Raw genomic sequence first — 18,275 nt, forward strand, 5'->3', positions numbered from 1 at the left:
CTCAGCTCGCCTTGGCCTTCACCGCCGCGCCCTTCTGGGCGGCGACCTCACCGAACAGCGCCTGGAACGTCACCGCCGCGCCGCCCTTCTTGCTCAGCACGGCGTTCACGGCGCGCACCAGCTTGCCGCGCACCTTGGGTGGCAGGGGCCGGTCCTCGATGGCGGCGTGAATCTGCTGCTCGCTCACGCCACGGCCACTCTTCGGCTTGCCGATGCCCAGCTCCGCGTACGGCTTGGCCTGCTTCTCCTTGTCGCGCCGCTTGTCGGAGCGCTGCTTGACCAGCTTGCGGTCCGCGTCCGAGCGCGCCTCGAGCTGAGAGGACAGCCGCACCAACGTCCGGGGCTCGAGCTGCTGCGCATCCAGGAATTGCTTGAAGGTACCCATCGTCGTCTCCTGCGGTTGAATCGGGTGGAAGAAGAGAGGAGCGGGAGGCACGCCCCCGCTCCGGAAGTCACGAGCTCAGTGCTCGTGTTCGTGGCCGGACTCCTCGATGACGAGCGAGACCGAGCTCACGCTGCTGGAAGGACCGAAGGTGAGGGTGTAGGTGCCCACCTCCAGCGGCGCGACGTAGCGGCCCTTGATGGTGTCGCAGGACGCCGAGTTCTTCGCGGACGACTCGAACGACACCGCCTGCCCGCTGGAGCTGGTGATCGTCAGGGACGCATCCGCGCTCAGGAAGAAGATGTAGTCCGTGGCCGCGTCCGCTTTGAACGACACCGAGCCGGTATTGCCGCTCGTGCCCGCGGGCAGCGAGATGTCATAGCGCTTGTGCGCCTCGCTCACGTCGGGCGCGCCCGTCGACGAGGCGCTCGCGGTGACGGGGACCGCGGGTCCTTCCCGCAGGTGCTCGCAGCCCTCGGCGTCGGTGTCTTCGGCGGGCTCACCGCCGCATCCCACGAGCAGGGCGCTCGACAACAGGCAGGCGGACAACAGCTTCTTCATCATGGTGTGACACTCCGGGTGATGGGACATCGGGGAACGACGAAGCCCCCCGCGCCCGGGCCCCGGGAAGAACCGGGACACGGGAGACGGGGAACGTCACGCGTGCGCGGACGCACGGCGACAGGAGGGCATCACCTGGACGCGGGAGGACCCGCGAGACCGGGCTCCGGCGCGGAGGCTCGGGACACACGTCCCCGCGAGCGCCTCGGGCGAGGCACGGGGACGCACGTCCGGCTCCGCGAAGGAGTCATCGCGCGACGGGCGAGGTCAGGGATGCACGAATGACGGGGAACGCGCGGACGCGCTCAGACCCGAGGAGGAGAGGCCTTGGGCGCCAGACGCAGCCAGGCCACGGGCGGCTCCACACTCTCGCGCTCGGCCACGACTTCTGGACCTTCGGGAGCGGGCGCCTGGAGGGTGGGCATGACCTCCGACGGAGGAGGCATCGCCCGGCGGAGGAAGGCATGGGCGCAGTGCGCGTCCACACCATGCGCGGAGACCGGGGACTCGTCGGAGGCGGTGAACCGCTCGTCCTCGAAGGACACCGGCGCCGTGGCGGAGGACTCCGCCCGGCCGACCCCTTCCTCGTGCACCAGCTCGCCGTGCTCCAGGCACGTGCCGTGCTGCACCAGGACGAAGTGCGCCGCGCTTCCCAGATACGCCAGCAGGCACAGCACGACCCAGGGCAGCGCCAGGGGGCGCGGCCGTCGGGACATCGCTGACTGGTGGCGGGAATTCACGAAGACACGGCTCCAAGCGCAACTCAGTTGCGTCTACATCTTTACGCCAGCCTCCGCGCGGGTGCAAGCCATTGCAGGACTTCTTTCTCGACTCCCCCTGATTTCCCGGAACCCGGGAGGACGATCTGTCCTCCGCGTGGGCCCTGGTACGGCCCGGTGTGTCGAAGTCCCTCCCGGCGGGGGCGGGGCCGGGATAGGAAGGGTCGCGACAGAGCAGAAGGAATGAATCCCGTGCAAGAGTTCCTGGAAGTCCTGCGGCGAGAGGCGGCCCACTTCGGGCCGGAGCTGGCGCGCACCGCGTACGCGCGAGGCCTGGCCGTGACCCTCAAGGACGGAGCCACCCGGCCCATCCCCGTCACCGCCACCCCCGTCATCCTCGACGCCGAGGAGATCCGCCGCCGCGCCACCCTCTCCGCCCACCTGGCCTCCGCCACCCTGAAGGTGACGCGCGTGGTGCTCGCCAGTGAACAGCGCGAGCTGCTGCTCGGAGGACTCTCGCCCCTCGAGCGCGTGCTCACCGAGCGCACCTTCACGAACGTGAAGCGGCTGGCCACCACGCGGGTGGACTACTTCGTGGACACGCGGCCGCGCGCCCTGGAGGTCAACGCCACCATTCCGGCCATGCAGGGCTACTCGGACATCGCCGCCCGCACCTTCATCGAGGGCGTGGCCCGGCACGTGCGCTACCCCGAGGCACGGCTGCCCGCGCTCCTGTCCGCCAATGGAAGCAACGCGCGTGCCCTCTATGACGCCCTGCTGGACGGCTTTGCCGCCGAGCGCGGGGGCCGGCAGCCGCGCACCCTCGCCCTGCTCTGCCGCCGCCACGACGCCCAGCTCTCCGAGCAGCGCTACCTGTGCGAGCGCTTCCGCGAGTTCGGCATGGACGCGGACGTCGTCCACCCGGACGAGGTCTCCGGCGAGGAGCACTTCGAGGTGCGCGGCAAGCGCTACGAGCTGGTCTACCGGCACCTCTTCACGCGGCGGTTGGAGGAGACGCCCGCCCCCTGGGTGGAGGACTTCTTCTCCACGGTGCCGGGCCGCAAGGCGGTGCTGCTCAACCCGCCCATCTCCCCCGTAGAGGTGAAGACGACGTTCGCCCTCGTCTCGCGCGCGCAGATGGATGCCGCGTTCGCCGCCACCGCCGGGCTCACCCCCGAAGAACTGGAGGCCATCCGCGCCTCGGTGCCCTGGACGAGGCCCTTCCGCCACGGACCCGAGCAGGGCCCCGCGGGAGAGAAGGTGGCGGATCTCGTGGCGCGAGTGGTCGCCGAGCCCGCCCGCTTCGTCCTCAAGCGGGCGTGGGACTATGGCGGCCGGGCCGTCTATCTCGGCCGCTCGGTGGGCACACCGGCGTTCGAGGAGCGCTCCCGCGCCGCCTATGGCGACGTACTTTCCTGGGCAGAGCTGTGCGAGCGGGCCGCCAGCGATTCCAAGGGAGGAGGCTTCGTGGTGCAGGAGGTGGTGGAGAGTCCGCCCGAGGAGCACCTGCTGTGCGAGGAGCGCGGCCTCACCGCCCTGCGGCTCCATGTGGACTACTCGGCGTATGCCTCGGTGGGGCTCGAGCGGCAGCCGGCCTGGGGCGGGGTCTGCCGGGGTTCCACCTCGGAGATCGTCAACATCGTGGGGGGAGGAGGCGTGCTGCCCCTCATCACCACCGAGGTTGCCCAGGCCCTGCTGGACGCCTGGAAGGCGCGTGAATTCCCGGGAACGGACAGCTCCGGGAAGGGATGAGCGGCACGCGGGTTGTTGGAGCGCTATATAAGGCCCCGTCGGGTGGGACTCCCGCCCGTTCGGAGCGAAAGGACACGGAATTCATGGCTTGGGAAACACAGGGGTGGCAGCCAGCGCGCGCTGACGTCACGGACGTCCTGATGCAGGAGTCCCAGCGCACCTTCATGTCGCGCGTGTACGGATGGATGTTCGCGGGGTTGCTGACGACGGGCGTCGTGGCGCTGTTGGCCGCGTCGAGCCAGCAGGCGGTGATGATGGTCGCCCAGTTCCGGTGGGTGTTCCTCATCGCGCAGCTCGGCCTGGTGTTCGCCCTCTCGGGTCTGGCGCCCCGGATGTCGGCCCCGGTGGCCGGCGCCCTCTTCCTGGTGTACTCGGTCCTCACCGGGCTCACCTTCTCGGTGCTCTTCTACGTCTACACGGGCGGCTCCATCGCCAACGCCTTCCTCATGTCCGCGGGCACCTTCGGCGCGATGAGTGTCTACGGCGCGGTCACCAAGAAGGACCTGAGCGGCTGGGGCACCTTCCTCTTCATGGGCCTCATCGGCGTGGTCATCGCCAGCGTGGTGCAGATCTTCGTGCAGAACTCCATGCTCAACTTCGTGCTGGGCTGCGCGGGCGTGGTGCTCTTCGCGGGGCTCGCCGCGTACGACACGCAGAAGCTGCGCGAGATGCACGCCGCCGTGGGCTACAAGTCGGCCACCTCGGCGAGCATCAATGGCGCCCTGGTGCTCTACCTGGACTTCATCAACCTCTTCATCTCCCTGCTGCGCCTCTTCGGCGACCGCCGCGACGATTAGTCGTGGGCGGGTGAGGACGTCCCGGCGGTGGGCTCCCTCTCGGGCCCACCGCCTTTTTCATGCCCGGGGGGCTACTCCTTGGCCTTGCCCCGGGAGAACGGCATGAGCAGCCGCTCCACGGGGCGGCCTCCCACCATGTGCTCGTCGACGATGGCGGGCACGTCCTCGGGCTTCACCCCGCCATACCAGGTGCCCTCGGGGTAGACGACGACCGACACGCCGAAGGAGCAGGTGTCCAAGCACCCGGCGGCGTTGGCGCGCATCTGCCCCTTGAGGCCGCGCTTCTCCAACTCGTCCTTGAAGCGGGCGCGCACTTCCTCGCCCCCCTTCGTGGCACAGCACCCCTTGGGGTTGCCATCGGGACGACGGTTGGTACAGACAAACACATGACGTTGGAACGGAGGCATGTCCTCCTCCTAACGCAATCTCCCCCTCTCCGTCCCCTCGTTTCTTGCGCCCCCCCTGGCTGGGCGGACCATCCATGCACAGACTCCCAGCAAACATCCGCTTTTGATCAACGCCCCCGGACTTCCGGAGTGACCATACATGACTCGTCACCCAATGACGTGCCCCCTGAATAGGGAGTTGATCAACGAGCCGGAGGGCTTTAGATCGCCCACCTGCTGGAGCCCCGCCCCGCCCCGGAGCGACTCCTCCAGCAAGCGCTCGTCCGGTAGGAAACCCCCAGGGGTAGTTGGTGCGAGAATGACGTGCACAAGATCTGGGGGTGAAGCCTTGACGAATCCGGATCGAGGATCGTACCTTTGCTTACCTGTCCGCCCCCTGAACAGGCAGACACGACGTCGACGATTCCGGCCCTGATCCAAGGTCCCCCCACCGTCTCTGGAAGGAACGGCGAGGGTTTCCATCGAGTTGGCTCGATCCCGAGCGATCTCGCGGACTTGGCCTTTTGCAAAATTCGCAGTCACACCCAGAGTGAAACACGGCGAGGGACCATGGAACACCACGAGCTGAACGCCACGGCGGCGGTGCTGGACGGCAAGGAGATGGCGGGGCCGAGGACGAAGGCCCCGGGGCTCACGGTGGAGCGCTTCTTCACGACGCCGGGGGTGGATCCGGCGGACGAGCTGGCGTGGGAGCTGCGCACCGCGGGTATCTCGGGCGAGGACGGCAAGTCCGTCTTCCAGCAGAAGGACGTGGAGGTGCCCAAGTCCTGGTCGATGCTGGCCACCAACGTGGTCGCCTCCAAGTACTTCCGGGGCACGCCGGGCACGGCGGAGCGCGAGACGAGCGTGCGCCACCTGGTGGCGCGCGTGGTGGACACCCTCACCCGGTGGGGCGCCCAGGGCGGCTACTTCGCCACGGCGACGGACCGGGACACCTTCCACGCGGAGCTCACCCACCTGCTGTTGCGCCAGAAGGCGGCCTTCAACTCGCCCGTCTGGTTCAACGTGGGCGTGGAGGAGCACCCGCAGTGCTCGGCGTGCTTCATCAACTCGGTGGATGACTCCATGGAGTCCATCCTGGGCCTCGCCAAGACCGAGGGCATGCTCTTCAAGTACGGCTCGGGCACGGGCAGCAACCTGTCCACCATCCGCTCCAGCCGCGAGCTGCTCGCGGGCGGCGGCACCGCCTCTGGCCCCGTGTCCTTCATGAAGGGCTTCGACGCGTTCGCCGGCGTCATCAAGAGCGGCGGCAAGACGCGCCGCGCCGCGAAGATGGTCATCCTCAACGCGGACCACCCGGACGTGCTCGAGTTCATCCGCTGCAAGTCCAACGAGGAGAAGAAGGCCTGGGCGCTCATCGAGGCCGGGTATGATCCGAGCTTCAACGGCGAGGCCTACTCGTCCGTCTTCTTCCAGAACTCGAACAACTCGGTGCGCGTGACGGACGAGTTCATGCGCGCGGTCATCAACGACGGTGCCTGGACGACGCACGCGGTGCGCGACGGCCGGCCCATGGACACGCTCAAGGCGCGCGAGGTGTTCCGGGAGCTCGCCACGGCGACGCACCTGTGCGGTGACCCGGGCATGCAGTTCGACACCACCATCAACGCCTGGCACACCTGCTCGAACACGGACCGCATCAACGCGTCCAATCCGTGCTCGGAGTACATGTTCCTCGACGACTCGGCCTGCAACCTGGCGTCGCTGAACCTGATGCACTTCCGCACCATCGACGGCGACTTCGACGTCACCGCCTTCAAGCACGCGGTGGACGTGGTGCTGCTGGCGATGGAGATCATCGTCGGCAACTCCAAGTACCCGACGGAGAAGATCACAAAGAACAGCCACGCCTACCGGCCGCTGGGCCTGGGCTACGCGAACCTGGGCGCGCTGCTCATGGCCGCGGGCCTGCCGTACGACTCGGACGTGGGCCGCAACTACGCGGGCGCCATCACCTCGCTCATGTGCGGCGAGGCGTACGCGATGAGCGCGCGCATGGCGGGCAAGCAGGGCCCGTTCGAGGGCTACGCGAAGAACGCCGAGCCCTTCCTCGGCGTCATTCGCAAGCACCGCAAGGCCGCCTACAACATCCCCCCCGAGGGCGTGACGCAGGAGCTGTTCGAGGCGCAGAAGCAGGCCTGGGACGAGGCGCTCGCGCTGGGCGGCGAGTTCGGCTTCCGCAACAGCCAGGTGACGGTGCTGGCGCCCACGGGCACCATCGGCTTCATGATGGACTGCGACACGACGGGGATCGAGCCCGACATCGCGCTCATCAAGTACAAGAAGCTGGTGGGCGGCGGCATGCTGAAGATCGTCAACCAGACGGTGCCGCTGGCGCTCGAGAAGCTCGGCTACCGGCAGACGCAGGCCCAGGACATCATCACGTACCTGGACAAGCACGAGACGATCGAGGGCGCGCCGCACCTCAAGCCCGAGCACCTGGCGGTGTTCGACTGCGCGTTCAAGCCGGCCAAGGGCCAGCGCAGCATCCACTGGATGGGCCACCTGCAGATGATGGGCGCGACGCAGCCCTTCCTCTCGGGCGCCATCTCCAAGACGGTGAACATGCCGTCGGACGCCACGGTGGAGGACATCGAGAAGGCCTACATCGAGGCGTGGAGGATGGGGCTCAAGGCGGTGGCGGTGTACCGCGACGGCTGCAAGCGGACCCAGCCGCTCAACACCTCGAAGGACAAGGTGAAGGACACCAAGGCCGTGGTGGCCGAGCCCGCGCTCGCCGCGGTGCGCGACGCCAACGCCATGCGCCGGCGGCTGCCGGACGAGCGGCAGGCGATCACGCACAAGTTCTCCATCGGGGGCCACGAGGGCTACCTGACGGTGGGCATGTACGAGGACGGCACGCCGGGCGAGCTGTTCTGCGTCATGGCGAAGGAAGGCTCGGTGGTGAGCGGCCTGATGGACAGCTTCGCCACGGCGGTGTCGCTGGCGTTGCAGTACGGGGTGCCCCTGCAGGTGCTGGTGGACAAGTTCAGCCACGTGCGCTTCGAGCCGAGCGGCTTCACCGGCAACCCGGCGGTGCCGATCGCCAAGTCCATCGTCGACTACATCTTCCGGTGGCTGGCGTTGAAGTTCCTGCCGGCCGAGCAGGCCGAGGGTGTGGAGGAGACGGTGGAGCCCAAGGCGGCGGCGGCCGAGGTGAAGCCCGAGGTGCAGACGGCCCCCGTGGTGGCGCTGCCGATGGCCACGCCGCGGCGGACGTACCTCAACCAGGCCGACGCCCCGCCCTGCCACACCTGCGGGGAGATCATGGTGCGCAACGGCGCCTGCTATAAGTGCAGCAATTGCGGCACCACGAGCGGCTGCAGCTGAGACGGATGTAAGGCATTGAAGCCTCGAGCCCCGGTGGGAGTCCTCCCATCGGGGCTTTTGTATTCAGGCGTTCCCCCTCCCCTTCCAGCAGCCGCGGCAGACCCCGGTCCAGCGGGGAGCGTGTTCGAGACGGGAGCGGCGTGACTCGCTGCCTTCACGGCCGATGAAGGAGCACCCGCTCGGCGGGGCGCGCTGGAGCCGACGGTACAGGCTGTGGATGGGGTGTCGATGCGGTCCGGTGCAGCGGTCGCGTCGCTCCGACGGGCAGGCACGGACAGGCCTCAGCCGAGCGTTCGAGCACGCCAGCCCACCAGGCAGGGGGCATGCGTGAGCGATGGTCGTCGGACGAGGAAGACCCGTACGGCGGACTCGCAACTCTCTGAGGGGGATGGCCGAGGGACCGAGTCACCCGGCGGGCTCCTCGGGATTTCTCCGAGGAGCTCCACCGGGTTCCATCAGCGCGCGATGCAGGAGTCGAACCTGCGGCCTTTGGCTCCGGAGGCCAACGCTCTATCCAGCTGAGCTAATCGCGCAAACGCCACCGGCGAGCGGGTAAGTAGCCGACTTCTTCCGCCGACGCAAGCACGCTTTCTGGCAACAGCCCACCAGGAGCGGACACTCCCTGGAAGAAGCGTGTGGAAGTGGGGAGGTTGTCCGCCAGTTCACCAGGCGGAGCCACGCTTCCACGCCATGCCTCGAGCACATTGCCCCGAGCATGGAGCTGCGAATGCACGAGCCGGGGATCGAACCCGGACGGCCCCTTCGGGCCAGCGGATTTTAAGTCCGCTGCGTCTGCCAGTTTCGCCACTCGTGCGCGCGTCGACTCAACAACGGATGAATCCAGGAGGCAGTCCCCTTCTCCGCGTCATTCCGCCCCGTCCTGCTCTCGACCCTCCCTGGGCGGCCCCCGTTCTTACCTGAGAGGTCATGAAAAGAGCCCAACTGGACAGGTAGTTGGGCCAGGGTGGCCGAACTTACCAGACCCGAGGGGGGCACTGCCAGCGCGTCCTCGACTCCGAGTACGGGTGGGAGGCTCACACCCGGTGAGCGTATGGGAGGGAGCGTTCCTTGCGGCCCGACGCCACGAGCGCGGCAGGACAAGACGTGGGGGCTTGGCCTCGGCCGCGAAGCGTCCGGCTCGGAGCGCGGCGCCGGTTCTGACTGGTGCACCGGGGAGCGGACGTCCAAGGCACCCGACGCAGGGGCGAGCAGCGGCTCGACAGGCGAAGCCAACGGACATCCTTCGACTGGAGGCCAGGGGGAGGGAGAGCGCCCCGCACCGGACACGAGGGGTGGCATCCACCGGACGACGGCGCCGCACATGGGCATCCCGTCCCGAGCGCCGCTGTTATATAGCGACCGCCATGCTTGAAACCGTCACCAAGGGCTTCCGTGCCGCGAAGAACCGCCTCGCGGGCAAGAGTGAAATCACCCCCGAGATGGTGGACGAGTCGCTCCGCGACATCCGCGTCTCCCTCCTGGAGGCGGACGTCGCCTTCGACGTGGTGAAGAAGTTCGTCGCCCGGGTGCGCGAGAAGGCCGTGGGCGAAGTGGTGCAGACGACCATCACGGACAAGGCGGGCAACAAGCGCCGCGTCTCGGCGGGCGACCACTTCGTGAAGATCTGCCACGACGAGCTCGAGGCGCTGATGGGCCCGGTGGACACGAGCCTGCAGCTCAAGCCGCGTGACCAGCTCAGCGGCATCATGATGGTGGGCTTGCAGGGTTCGGGAAAGACGACGACCACGGGCAAGCTCGCCAGCAAGCTGCTCAAGGAGGGACGCAAGCCGCTGCTGGTGGCTGCGGACATCTACCGGCCGGCGGCGGTGGATCAGCTGAAGGTGCTCGGCGAGCGGCTGAAGGTCCCGGTGTACTTCGAGCCTAACGTGGCGCCGCCGGAGCTCGCCAGGCGCGGGTACGCCGCGGCGCGCGAGCAGAAGTGCGACGTGGTGCTCATCGACACGGCGGGCCGCCTGGCCATCGACGAGGCGTTGATGACCGAGCTGGAGGCCATCAAGGGCCAGGTGCGGCCGGACAACATCCTGCTCGTGTGCGACGCGATGATTGGACAGGACGCGGTGCGCACGGCGGCGGAGTTCGACCGGCGCCTGAGCCTGGATGGCTTCATCCTCACGAAGCTGGACGGTGACGCGCGAGGCGGCGCGGCGTTGTCCATCAAGGAGGTGACGGGCAAGCCCATCAAGTTCCTCGGCATGGGCGAGTCGATGGACAAGCTGGAGGAGTTCCGTCCGGACGGACTCGCGAGCCGGATTCTCGGCTTCGGCGACATCGTCGGGCTGATGAAGGACTTCGAGCAGGTCGTCGACGAGAAGAAGGCGGCCGAGGACGCGCAGAAGCTCCTGTCGGGCAACTTCACGATGAAGGACTTCGTGGGGCAGATCCGCATGGTGCGGAAGATGGGCCCGCTGAAGGACCTGTTGGAGAAGTTCCCGCTCTTCGGAGAGATGACCGAGCAGCTCAATCCGGACGAGACGGAGCTGACGAAGATCGAGTCGATGTACGACTCGATGACGGAGCAGGAGCGGCTGCGCCCGCAGATCATCAACGACAGCCGGGTGAAGCGCATCGCGAAGGGAAGCGGGCGCAAGACGGAGGAAGTGCGCGAGCTGTTGCAGAAGTTCGGGATGATGCAGCAGGTGATGGGGACGATTGGCCAGAATCCGGGCCTGCTGGGGAGGATTCCGGGCTTCAAGCAGATGGGGCAGTTGGCGCAGATGAAGAACATGGACCTGTCGAGCATGTTCGGGAAGGACCCGAAGATGATGGAGAAGGCCATGGCGGGGATGGGGATGGGAGGCATGCAGCTGCCGCAGATCGCGCCGGGCTACACGGCGCCCATGGGGCAGGCGGCGATGGCGAAGGCGCGGATGATGGGCTACGCCCCACCCTCCGCGGCCAAGCCCGAGAACAAGGACGCCATCAAGGAGCGCCGCAAGCGCGAGAAGGAGAACAAGAAGAAGAACCGGAAGAAGAAGTAGACCCGTCCGGTACGGGAGCACCGCACACGCGCCGCTCGGAAGTCCCGCGAAGGGCTTCCTGGAGCGGCGCGGTCGTTTGTGGGCTCCCGTCCACTCTGCTGGACCCCCCTCTTCGACTCGGGATGAGCCGAGCGCATCGGGCTTTCCGTCTGGAGAGGGCTGAGGCACGCTCGGCGAGACATTGCGGGGACTTACGGCAGCACGCGGCCCCGCGAGTCAGCCACGGGCTCCTGGAATGGAGCCTGCACTGCGAAGAGCCATGACCATCAAGAAACGCATCATTCCTCTATTGCTCACCGGGTGGATGTCCGCCTGCATCAACGTTCCCGAAATCGAACCCGGCCGACCGGACGCGGGGGCGGCGGAAGTTCCGGACTCAGGGACGCCGGTGAGTGACCTGGCGGTGAGCATCACGAGTCCCGCGGACACCTTCTACAGCAGCACGTCGGTGACCATCACGGTCGAGGTGCGAGGAGGCGTCGCGGACGCCGTCCAGCTCCTCAAGAATGGGGAGTTGCTGGCCGCACCGACTGCCCCACCGTTTCAGTACACGTGGGACACCACACTGGAAGCCGAGGGGGAGTACGCGATCACGGCCCGAGCCCTTCGCTCGGGGAAGAGCTTCGACAGTAAGCCGGTGAAGGTGGTCGTCGACCGGACCAACCTGCAGGTTGCGTCACGGACGCCGACACATGGTTCGACCAACGTGGATTACCGAACGCCCTTCCAGGTGGTGTTCACCAAGGGCGTGAAGGCGACGACGGTCAACGACACCACGGTGAGCTTCGCGGTAGCGGGGGTCCAGGCGGAAAAAACGCTCTCGCTCTCGAGCGATGGAAAGACGCTGACGATCACGCCCAAGGAGCGCCCGGCGCTGCCGGCGACCTTCTCGTTTGGCTTGAGCCGGGGCATCACCGATCTGGCGGGCAATGCGCTGGCAAGCCCCATCACATCGACCAGTTCGCCATGGAGCTTCGATGTTCCGGATTGGTACGCCTTCGGCGGCCCGTTGGAAGCCATCCCGGGCACCGACACCCAATTGAAGGACTCCACCATGGTGCTCGACAAGGAGGGCAACCCCATCGTTGCCTGGAGTGAAGAGCGGGCTCCAGGAGGGAGGTCATCCATCTTCGTCTCCCGGTGGGATGGAAAGGCCTTCGTGCCCATGGGGGGGTCGCTCAATGGCACGCCGTTTGGATCTGCGTTCAAGGCGTCAATGGCCCTTGGTAGCGATGGCAACCCCATCATCGCCTGGGAAGAGTCCGATGGATTCAACGAGAACATCTACGTAATGCGATGGATTGGGAGCACCTGGCAAACGGTGGGAACCGGGCCCCTGTCCGCTGAAAATGACACGCGTTCCAGCCGGGTTCCGACGCCCGCGCACAATCCATCACTAGTGGTGAAGGACAAACTAATCTATGTGGCCTGGGATGAGAGGGACATCGACAATGTGTCGAACATCCAAGTCTGGATGTCGGCCAATGGAGGTGGCTTCGCGGGCGTAGGAGCCAGCAAGGGGCGGGTACATGCGGTTGCAAAGCTAACCAATAGTTCAAAGCCTTCGCTGGTAGTAGACAGCTACGGCCAGCCCATTGTCGCATTCCAAGAACAAACCCTGGAGCAATACTCTCCCACCAACATTTACGTCATGAAGTACAGCAACGCCAGCAACAAGTGGGAATACGCTGTTCCCCCCTTCCGCGGAGATGACACCAATGGATACATCTCAGGAGGCCTTAGCGCTACACCTGGAGGAGAGACATTGGCGAAGGACTGCTCGTTGGCCATAGGACTGAACAACAATCTATACTTGGCTTGGTCAGAAGAATCCGCTCCAGATGGAGCTAGGGACATACAAGTCTTTCACTCAACGGGCGAACAATCTTGGGAAAAAATGGGTGCAGCACTAAGTGCATACAACGCATATACCACCACCAGTTTTCCCGACACAAAAGTTTCACCCACCGGAAGAGTATTCGTCGGATGGCAAGAGTTTTCCTGGGATAACGACGGAAGTAGGCAGAGTTTCGTTAGTACCTGGGAAGGAAATTCATGGACCAGTCTCTCAAGCGCCAATGGCATCAACTATGGGCAAAAAAGCAGCATCCGCTCAACACTAGCAGTCGATCAATCTGAACGACCAGTTATAGCCTGGCTCGACAGCGGGAATGTAGGAGACAATTTCACGGGAAATTACATCTACATTCGCAGACGCAACCAATAACACGGAGAGCATTGCTCACCACAAGCTCATCCTTGACGCTTTGGAATCACAAGGCCACGAGACAAGCGGCGCAAGACACGCCGCTTTTGTCTGTGTTTGTAAATCCTATGAGCATTCTGGCCCTCTTCATTTTTTTGAGCAGTCTCTTCATCCATGATCTGGAATTCAACAAGCGTGAAAACAGTCCTGTTCTTTCGCTCACGCGAGTCTTGGTCAGGAGTGGGCAAGTACGCATCCATCCTTAGCGGCACGTCCACGATGAAATTCAGCGCTCGGTACGTGCCGCCAGAAAAAACATTACGCGTCCTCTCTTCTCGTTCTTCATAATCGAGGTCTAAATGAAGATGCTGAGCGTATTGTTGGAGATGAGGGTTCTCCGCAAGCACAGCCTTGAACGAGACAAGCGTATTTTCAGTTTGCCCAGGAACAACGAAATTAAAAGGAAACAGGTGTTGAGTTAAGAAATACAAAACAGGAAGAATATCCGATTGTGACCGAGTGATAATCCGAAAACGAGTGCGGTCGTATATCTGCGCAGCAACCGTCTCTCTCTTGGCCAGCAATTTTGTAACAAGAGATTCTCGCGTCTTGATGGAATGAGCGAACTCAACAACTGGTAGGCCTTTCGTTTGAAGCAACTGAGCTACGCTCAGCACCTTGTCCATTACCAGCCGTGACAGTTCCACTTCGGAGCATGCCAATCGATGAAGTAAATCTCGTCCTTCAATGTGCTGAATAACGTGCATCACCTTGAGGACAATACAAGCGATACGCCGATGCCTTGGTAATCCCTTGACGCCAGAGGCAAAGAGAAAAAGGTCGTGGATCATCTCCGGATTCGCCACAGCATCCGCTACCCGGTAGTTGAAGGTTTTTCGGAGGTACTCCACAGCATCCGAGAGCACAACTCGCGCCCACGCCTCGTCCTCAGCTCGAGACATGTCGAGCTGGCAGAGGCGAAGAAATCGATCGACCTCTTCATGGGTCTGGAAGTGCATTCGCCGCCAGTCGATGACAGATCCACCTCGGAGAATGAGCCGGATGCGCTCAAGTTCGCGGAGTCCCATGTCCGCCACGGTGCAAACAGGGATGTCAGGCAACTGTGGGGTAGAAGGCGTGGACGTCACATCTAGACTTCTAGCCGAGCGCTCCTACAGAAGGAAGGGCCTCCGAAAAAACAGGAAGGTCCTCACCCACTCGGGGAGGACCCTCCGGGAGTTACCGTAATGTAGCCAAGCTACTTTGCAATGACCTCATGGCCGTCGCGGTACTCTGCTTGACGAACGAGCTTTCCGTCTTCGGAAAACTCCTGGACAAACCCATTGCGCTTGCCCTTCACATACTGCTCAGCCACGCGCGACCTGCCGTTGGGAAAATACTGTACGCGCTTGCCGTGGTAATTGCCACCCAAGAACTCGATCTCCTCAGTCTTAACTCCGTTCTCATCGAAGAACGTCCACAGTCCAGACTGAGCACCGTCGATGTGCTGCCCGACCGCCTTCCTGCGACCATTCACATGGAAGCTCACATACGGGCCATGGGCAATGGGCATACCAGTATCAGTAATGCTCTTCACACAGAAGACGCCCCGATCTGTCATCGTGTCTCGACCACCGAACTGTTTGGTCCCTGCCGGGCAGGAGAGCTTGACTTCGCCGCTCACATCAGCCGCCGCAGCGAGTGACGTGCAGAGGGAGAGGGAGAGGACCAGTACACGGGACGGAGTATTCTTGAACATGGATCTTCCTTTCGAGAATCGAGCGGCAACGCTATACGCTGCACTTGATATGACGAGCATAAGGAGCTGAAATTCACTATCCCAGTCGCATGCTCAAACAATTTCCAACCATACCTACAAAAAAAGGCCCTGCCCCACAACGAGGGCAGGGCCTACCGGAGGTTACACACCTCCGACCATGCAAGCTCTACTTCGAGAAGGTGGCGCAATAACCGTTGCCATCCGTGAAATAGAAACCGAGAACGACTTGGGAGAAATCGGCGTCAGTGCAGAGATTGACAGAGATGGCTGCGCTTTTACCATCGGCAGCGCGCTGATACTCGTTGCTAAGGGGAACAGCGTTCTGCTCGCCTCCTGTTGTCCTCACGTAGAAGAATCCGTTCAGTCCCTCCTTCGTGGTCGGCAACGTGCCACTCTTGGTATAGAAGCGAACTTTAGCCTTGACGGTTTGGGAGGAGGCGTCAGCACACCCACTGCTTCCACCGAAGATCAGCTTCTCCACGCTGTAGATAATATTACCCGTACCATTAGCTGGATCGAAGTTCTTCGCCGGCTTGTTGTCAAAGTTCGGGCAAGTCGGCGCAGGCACCGCCGTGCAAACGCTGTTGCTGCAGAACTGACCGTAGCCACAGGTCGACTGGCCCTCTCCCGTGCAGGCAGCTCCCGGCGGCGGGGTCGTCCCAGTCGACTTGCACACGCCGTAGTTGCTACCACTCTTGACGCACGACAGGGTCGAGGCGTCGGTCACGCGCTCGTCCGTCTGGCACTGCTCATTCGTGGCGCACTTGCAGATTTTCTGCTGCGAATTCGCACCGCTACCGCCGATCGCCTCACACGTCTTCGAGGAGGCCGGACAATCATTCGTGTCCGTACAGGTCTGCACACAGACCCCGGCCGTCGGGTGGCAGATCTCGTTCTCTCCGGTGCAGTCAACAGCCTCAGTGGCCACAGTGCACGACAGATCATCACGGCCACCCGGGCAGGCCGTCAACGCCAGGCCCAGTGCGGCAATCATCAACGTCATCTTCCGAAGCTGCATTATCGGCTTCCTCCTGAAGGGATACGTCACATGAAGGCGGGCAGCCGGCCACTCAAGGCCCCCCTTCACCCTGCAGCGCGCGGCTTTAGTCCCGTCGCTCCAGGCCTGTCAACGAGTGTCGACAGGCCCTCTCGACGCATCCTCCCAGAGGAAGATTCATGCCCCATGAGAGGAACAGTCACCCTGTAGTCTTGTCCGCTGGGTGACTGTCCTCTCCTACCCTGGGGTCAGAACGTGAACGGAAAGTCGATGGGATCTCCCTGCACCTTGTGCTTCGGGAAGTTCCACCCCTTGATCAGCCCGGAGATGCAGGTCGCCATGTAGGTCGAGCGGAACTCCCCCGTCTGGCAGGACACGTTCGACGTCTTGCCCGACGTCTGGATGGTCCAGCGCATCACCAGCTTGCCGCTCAGACCCGGGTCCTTCTTCTTCTGCTCGTTCACGCACTTCACGATGGCGGGCTTGTTGTTCACGACCACCTGCATGATGTCCGCTTGTCCGAGCCGCTGGGGAATGGATCCACCGCCACCAGGCTCCGGAGGCACGTAGACCGTGCGGCCCGCGGGCGCCGAGCCCTTTCCACTCGCCGGCTTCGTCCCAAACAGCTCGTCGAACTCGTCATCCCCTCCCCCGCCACTGCTCTTGGGCGGCGGGCTGCTACGCGCCACGGGCGCTTCGTCCTCGTCTTCGCGCTGCGTACGGCCCGTCGAAGGCCGCTTGGTTCCTCCACGTGCAGGCGGATCCACCCGGGCGACCTGCTGCGGCGGAGTCTGTGCCGGCACAGCGGCGGGAGGAGGCGGCGTCGCCGCGGGCGGAGTCGCCGTCGGCGCGACCGCAGGAGGCACCGCCGCAGCCACCGCGGGCGCGGTTGCCGGAGCCGTCGCGGGCGCCGTGGCCGCGCCAGGAGCCGCCGCCGGAGGCGTTGCCGCGGGATTCTGCGCCACCGCGGCCGCCGGGGGCGGAGGCATGGGCACTTCCGCGGCCTTCGCCGGAGGCGGTGTCACCGGGGCCTGGGCCACGGGCTGCGGCGCCGGAGCCGCCGACGGCCGGGACGCCATGAAGAAGCCAACGCCACCCGCCAGCAACAGCGCTCCGACGACTCCGCCAATCACCATCCCCATCTTGCCGCCCTGCTTGGGCGCCGCCGGGGGCGGATAGCCGGGATAGGCGGGAGGCGGTGCATAGGCCGGAGGAGGCGCGTACTGCTGCGGCATCGGCTGCGCGTAATGCGGCGCCGGTTGGGCGTAGGCCGGCGCCACAGGCGCGGGGGCCTCGGCCAGCAACGGGCTCGGCGCCGGCGCGGCCGCGGGCGGCGGCACATCCAGCAGCCCGGACGCCGCGGGTTTCGCCTTCTCCTCCGCCACGGAACTCTTGGCCGCGGGCTTCGACAGCGCCTCGTTCTCCTCCTTCACCAGCGAGGCGAGCACACTCGCCGCCGACGGCTTCCAACCCGACTCCTGCGCGGACGGAGCCACGGGCGCGGGCGTCTCAGCCCGGCCCGCCTTCGAGGCGCCTCCCGCGCTGAACGCGGACTCCACCGGACCCGACGACACCGGCGACGACGACGCCACCGGCGCGGGCTCCACGATCACAGGCCGGGTCGGACGCGGCGCCAACACCGACGCCAGCTCCGTAGCCTCGGAGAGCGGAATCCAGTCGCTGAAGCCCGCACGCCAGCACAGGCTGTCCGGACCGACCTCACCCCGCTCCCAGTGGTCCTTCACCTTCTCCATCGACAGCGGGCCCACCTGCTTCTCGTCGATGGCGACGAACCACTCGTGCGAGGCCGCGGCCTTGGCGCTCCCCGCCTCGGCCTCCGCCAGCTTGCGCATCGCGTCGCTCGCGTCCGAAACCGCCGCGTCCTCCACCAGGGCCGGACCCTCTCCCGCTGGCACCTTGTGCGAACCGGAGTTGAGCACCTGATCGAACACGGCGCCGATCTCGTCGTCCTCGACCCCCCCGAAGATTCCTCCCTCGGGAGGCGTGCCCAGCGACGCGGGAACGCCAAAACCGTCCGTACTCGACTGACCCTGGGACGCGGCCGCTCCGCCCGCGGCCTCACTACCCGTCCCATCCTCCTTCACCGGCGCGGAGCCGGCTGGGCGGACGACAATGTTATGGCCGCACTTCTTGCAACGAACCTTGACGCCCTTGGCGCCAACCTTGTCGTCGCTGATCATGTATTGCGCGCGGCAGCTATCGCAAACGAAACGCATCGTTCCCCGCAAGTCTCAGGAATAACGGGAGAAAACCCGTTGGAATCGTAGAGGTGGCTTCCGGGGGGGTCAAGGACGCCGCTCTAGCCCGCCCGGTTGCTTCTTCAA

Annotated in this window: 13 protein-coding genes and 2 tRNA genes; 5 read left to right on the top strand and 10 right to left on the bottom strand. The window is 64.9% G+C overall.

Annotation, left to right across the window (positions count from 1 at the left end; genetic code table 11):
* Position 1 precedes the first annotated feature (1 nt).
* The 3 genes from F0U63_RS32485 to F0U63_RS32495 form a co-directional block, all read right to left on the bottom strand.
* Positions 2 to 385 carry a hypothetical protein gene (locus tag F0U63_RS32485; protein WP_395835910.1) on the bottom strand — a complete coding sequence of 128 codons (384 nt, stop codon included), beginning with the start codon at positions 383 to 385 and terminating at the stop codon, positions 2 to 4.
* 75 nt (positions 386 to 460) lie between these two features.
* On the bottom strand, positions 461 to 946 hold the full coding sequence (locus F0U63_RS32490) for a hypothetical protein (RefSeq protein WP_395835912.1): 486 nt from the start codon (positions 944 to 946) through the stop codon (positions 461 to 463).
* 302 nt (positions 947 to 1,248) lie between these two features.
* Positions 1,249 to 1,659 (bottom strand): hypothetical protein, encoded by a 411-nt coding sequence (locus F0U63_RS32495; RefSeq protein ID WP_395835914.1) that lies wholly within the window; start codon positions 1,657 to 1,659, stop codon positions 1,249 to 1,251.
* Positions 1,660 to 1,914: 255 nt separating this feature from the next.
* Here F0U63_RS32495 and F0U63_RS32500 point away from each other — a divergent pair, with 255 nt between their 5' ends.
* Both F0U63_RS32500 and F0U63_RS32505 read left to right on the top strand, forming a co-directional pair.
* Positions 1,915 to 3,414, top strand: a complete 1,500-nt coding sequence (locus tag F0U63_RS32500; protein WP_395848462.1) for a hypothetical protein — start codon at positions 1,915 to 1,917, stop codon at positions 3,412 to 3,414.
* An 83-nt stretch (positions 3,415 to 3,497) separates the two neighbouring features.
* Positions 3,498 to 4,211: a Bax inhibitor-1/YccA family protein gene (locus tag F0U63_RS32505; protein ID WP_002624078.1), complete on the top strand. Its 714-nt coding sequence runs from the start codon at positions 3,498 to 3,500 to the stop codon at positions 4,209 to 4,211.
* 71 nt (positions 4,212 to 4,282) lie between these two features.
* Here the strand turns inward: F0U63_RS32505 and F0U63_RS32510 are convergent, their stop codons facing one another.
* Complete coding sequence (locus F0U63_RS32510) at positions 4,283 to 4,618, bottom strand: (2Fe-2S) ferredoxin domain-containing protein (RefSeq protein WP_395835916.1); 336 nt, start codon at positions 4,616 to 4,618, stop codon at positions 4,283 to 4,285.
* Between the two features lie 600 nt (positions 4,619 to 5,218).
* Between F0U63_RS32510 and F0U63_RS32515 the strand changes: the two genes are divergently transcribed.
* Positions 5,219 to 7,948: a vitamin B12-dependent ribonucleotide reductase gene (locus tag F0U63_RS32515; RefSeq protein WP_395848463.1), complete on the top strand. Its 2,730-nt coding sequence runs from the start codon at positions 5,219 to 5,221 to the stop codon at positions 7,946 to 7,948.
* 459 nt (positions 7,949 to 8,407) lie between these two features.
* On the opposite strand, the gene F0U63_RS32520 is transcribed toward F0U63_RS32515, so the two are convergent.
* Together F0U63_RS32520 and F0U63_RS32525 are read right to left on the bottom strand one after the other, a co-directional pair.
* A tRNA-Arg gene (locus F0U63_RS32520) sits at positions 8,408 to 8,481 on the bottom strand.
* A 195-nt stretch (positions 8,482 to 8,676) separates the two neighbouring features.
* A tRNA-Leu gene (locus F0U63_RS32525) sits at positions 8,677 to 8,762 on the bottom strand.
* A 550-nt stretch (positions 8,763 to 9,312) separates the two neighbouring features.
* Here F0U63_RS32525 and ffh point away from each other — a divergent pair.
* On the top strand, positions 9,313 to 10,947 hold the full coding sequence (gene ffh, locus F0U63_RS32530) for a signal recognition particle protein (RefSeq protein ID WP_395835918.1): 1,635 nt from the start codon (positions 9,313 to 9,315) through the stop codon (positions 10,945 to 10,947).
* 259 nt (positions 10,948 to 11,206) lie between these two features.
* Positions 11,207 to 13,174 carry an Ig-like domain-containing protein gene (locus tag F0U63_RS32535; RefSeq protein WP_395835920.1) on the top strand — a complete coding sequence of 656 codons (1,968 nt, stop codon included), beginning with the start codon at positions 11,207 to 11,209 and terminating at the stop codon, positions 13,172 to 13,174.
* Positions 13,175 to 13,200: 26 nt separating this feature from the next.
* Here the strand turns inward: F0U63_RS32535 and F0U63_RS32540 are convergent, their stop codons facing one another.
* From F0U63_RS32540 to gltJ, 4 genes are all read right to left on the bottom strand, one after another.
* The gene (locus F0U63_RS32540) at positions 13,201 to 14,241 is read right to left on the bottom strand and encodes a TIGR04552 family protein (RefSeq protein ID WP_395848464.1); all 1,041 of its coding nucleotides are present in this window, start codon (positions 14,239 to 14,241) and stop codon (positions 13,201 to 13,203) included.
* A gap of 170 nt (positions 14,242 to 14,411) precedes the next feature.
* Positions 14,412 to 14,912, bottom strand: a complete 501-nt coding sequence (locus tag F0U63_RS32545; protein WP_395835922.1) for a toxin-antitoxin system YwqK family antitoxin — start codon at positions 14,910 to 14,912, stop codon at positions 14,412 to 14,414.
* Between the two features lie 187 nt (positions 14,913 to 15,099).
* On the bottom strand, positions 15,100 to 15,951 hold the full coding sequence (locus F0U63_RS32550; RefSeq protein WP_395835924.1) for a hypothetical protein: 852 nt from the start codon (positions 15,949 to 15,951) through the stop codon (positions 15,100 to 15,102).
* 227 nt (positions 15,952 to 16,178) lie between these two features.
* The gene (gene gltJ, locus F0U63_RS32555) at positions 16,179 to 18,167 is read right to left on the bottom strand and encodes an adventurous gliding motility protein GltJ (protein ID WP_395835926.1); all 1,989 of its coding nucleotides are present in this window, start codon (positions 18,165 to 18,167) and stop codon (positions 16,179 to 16,181) included.
* Positions 18,168 to 18,275 lie beyond the last annotated feature (108 nt).

The sequence above is a fragment of the Cystobacter fuscus genome (assembly GCF_044360685.1).
Classification (GTDB): Bacteria; Myxococcota; Myxococcia; order Myxococcales; family Myxococcaceae; genus Cystobacter; species Cystobacter fuscus_C.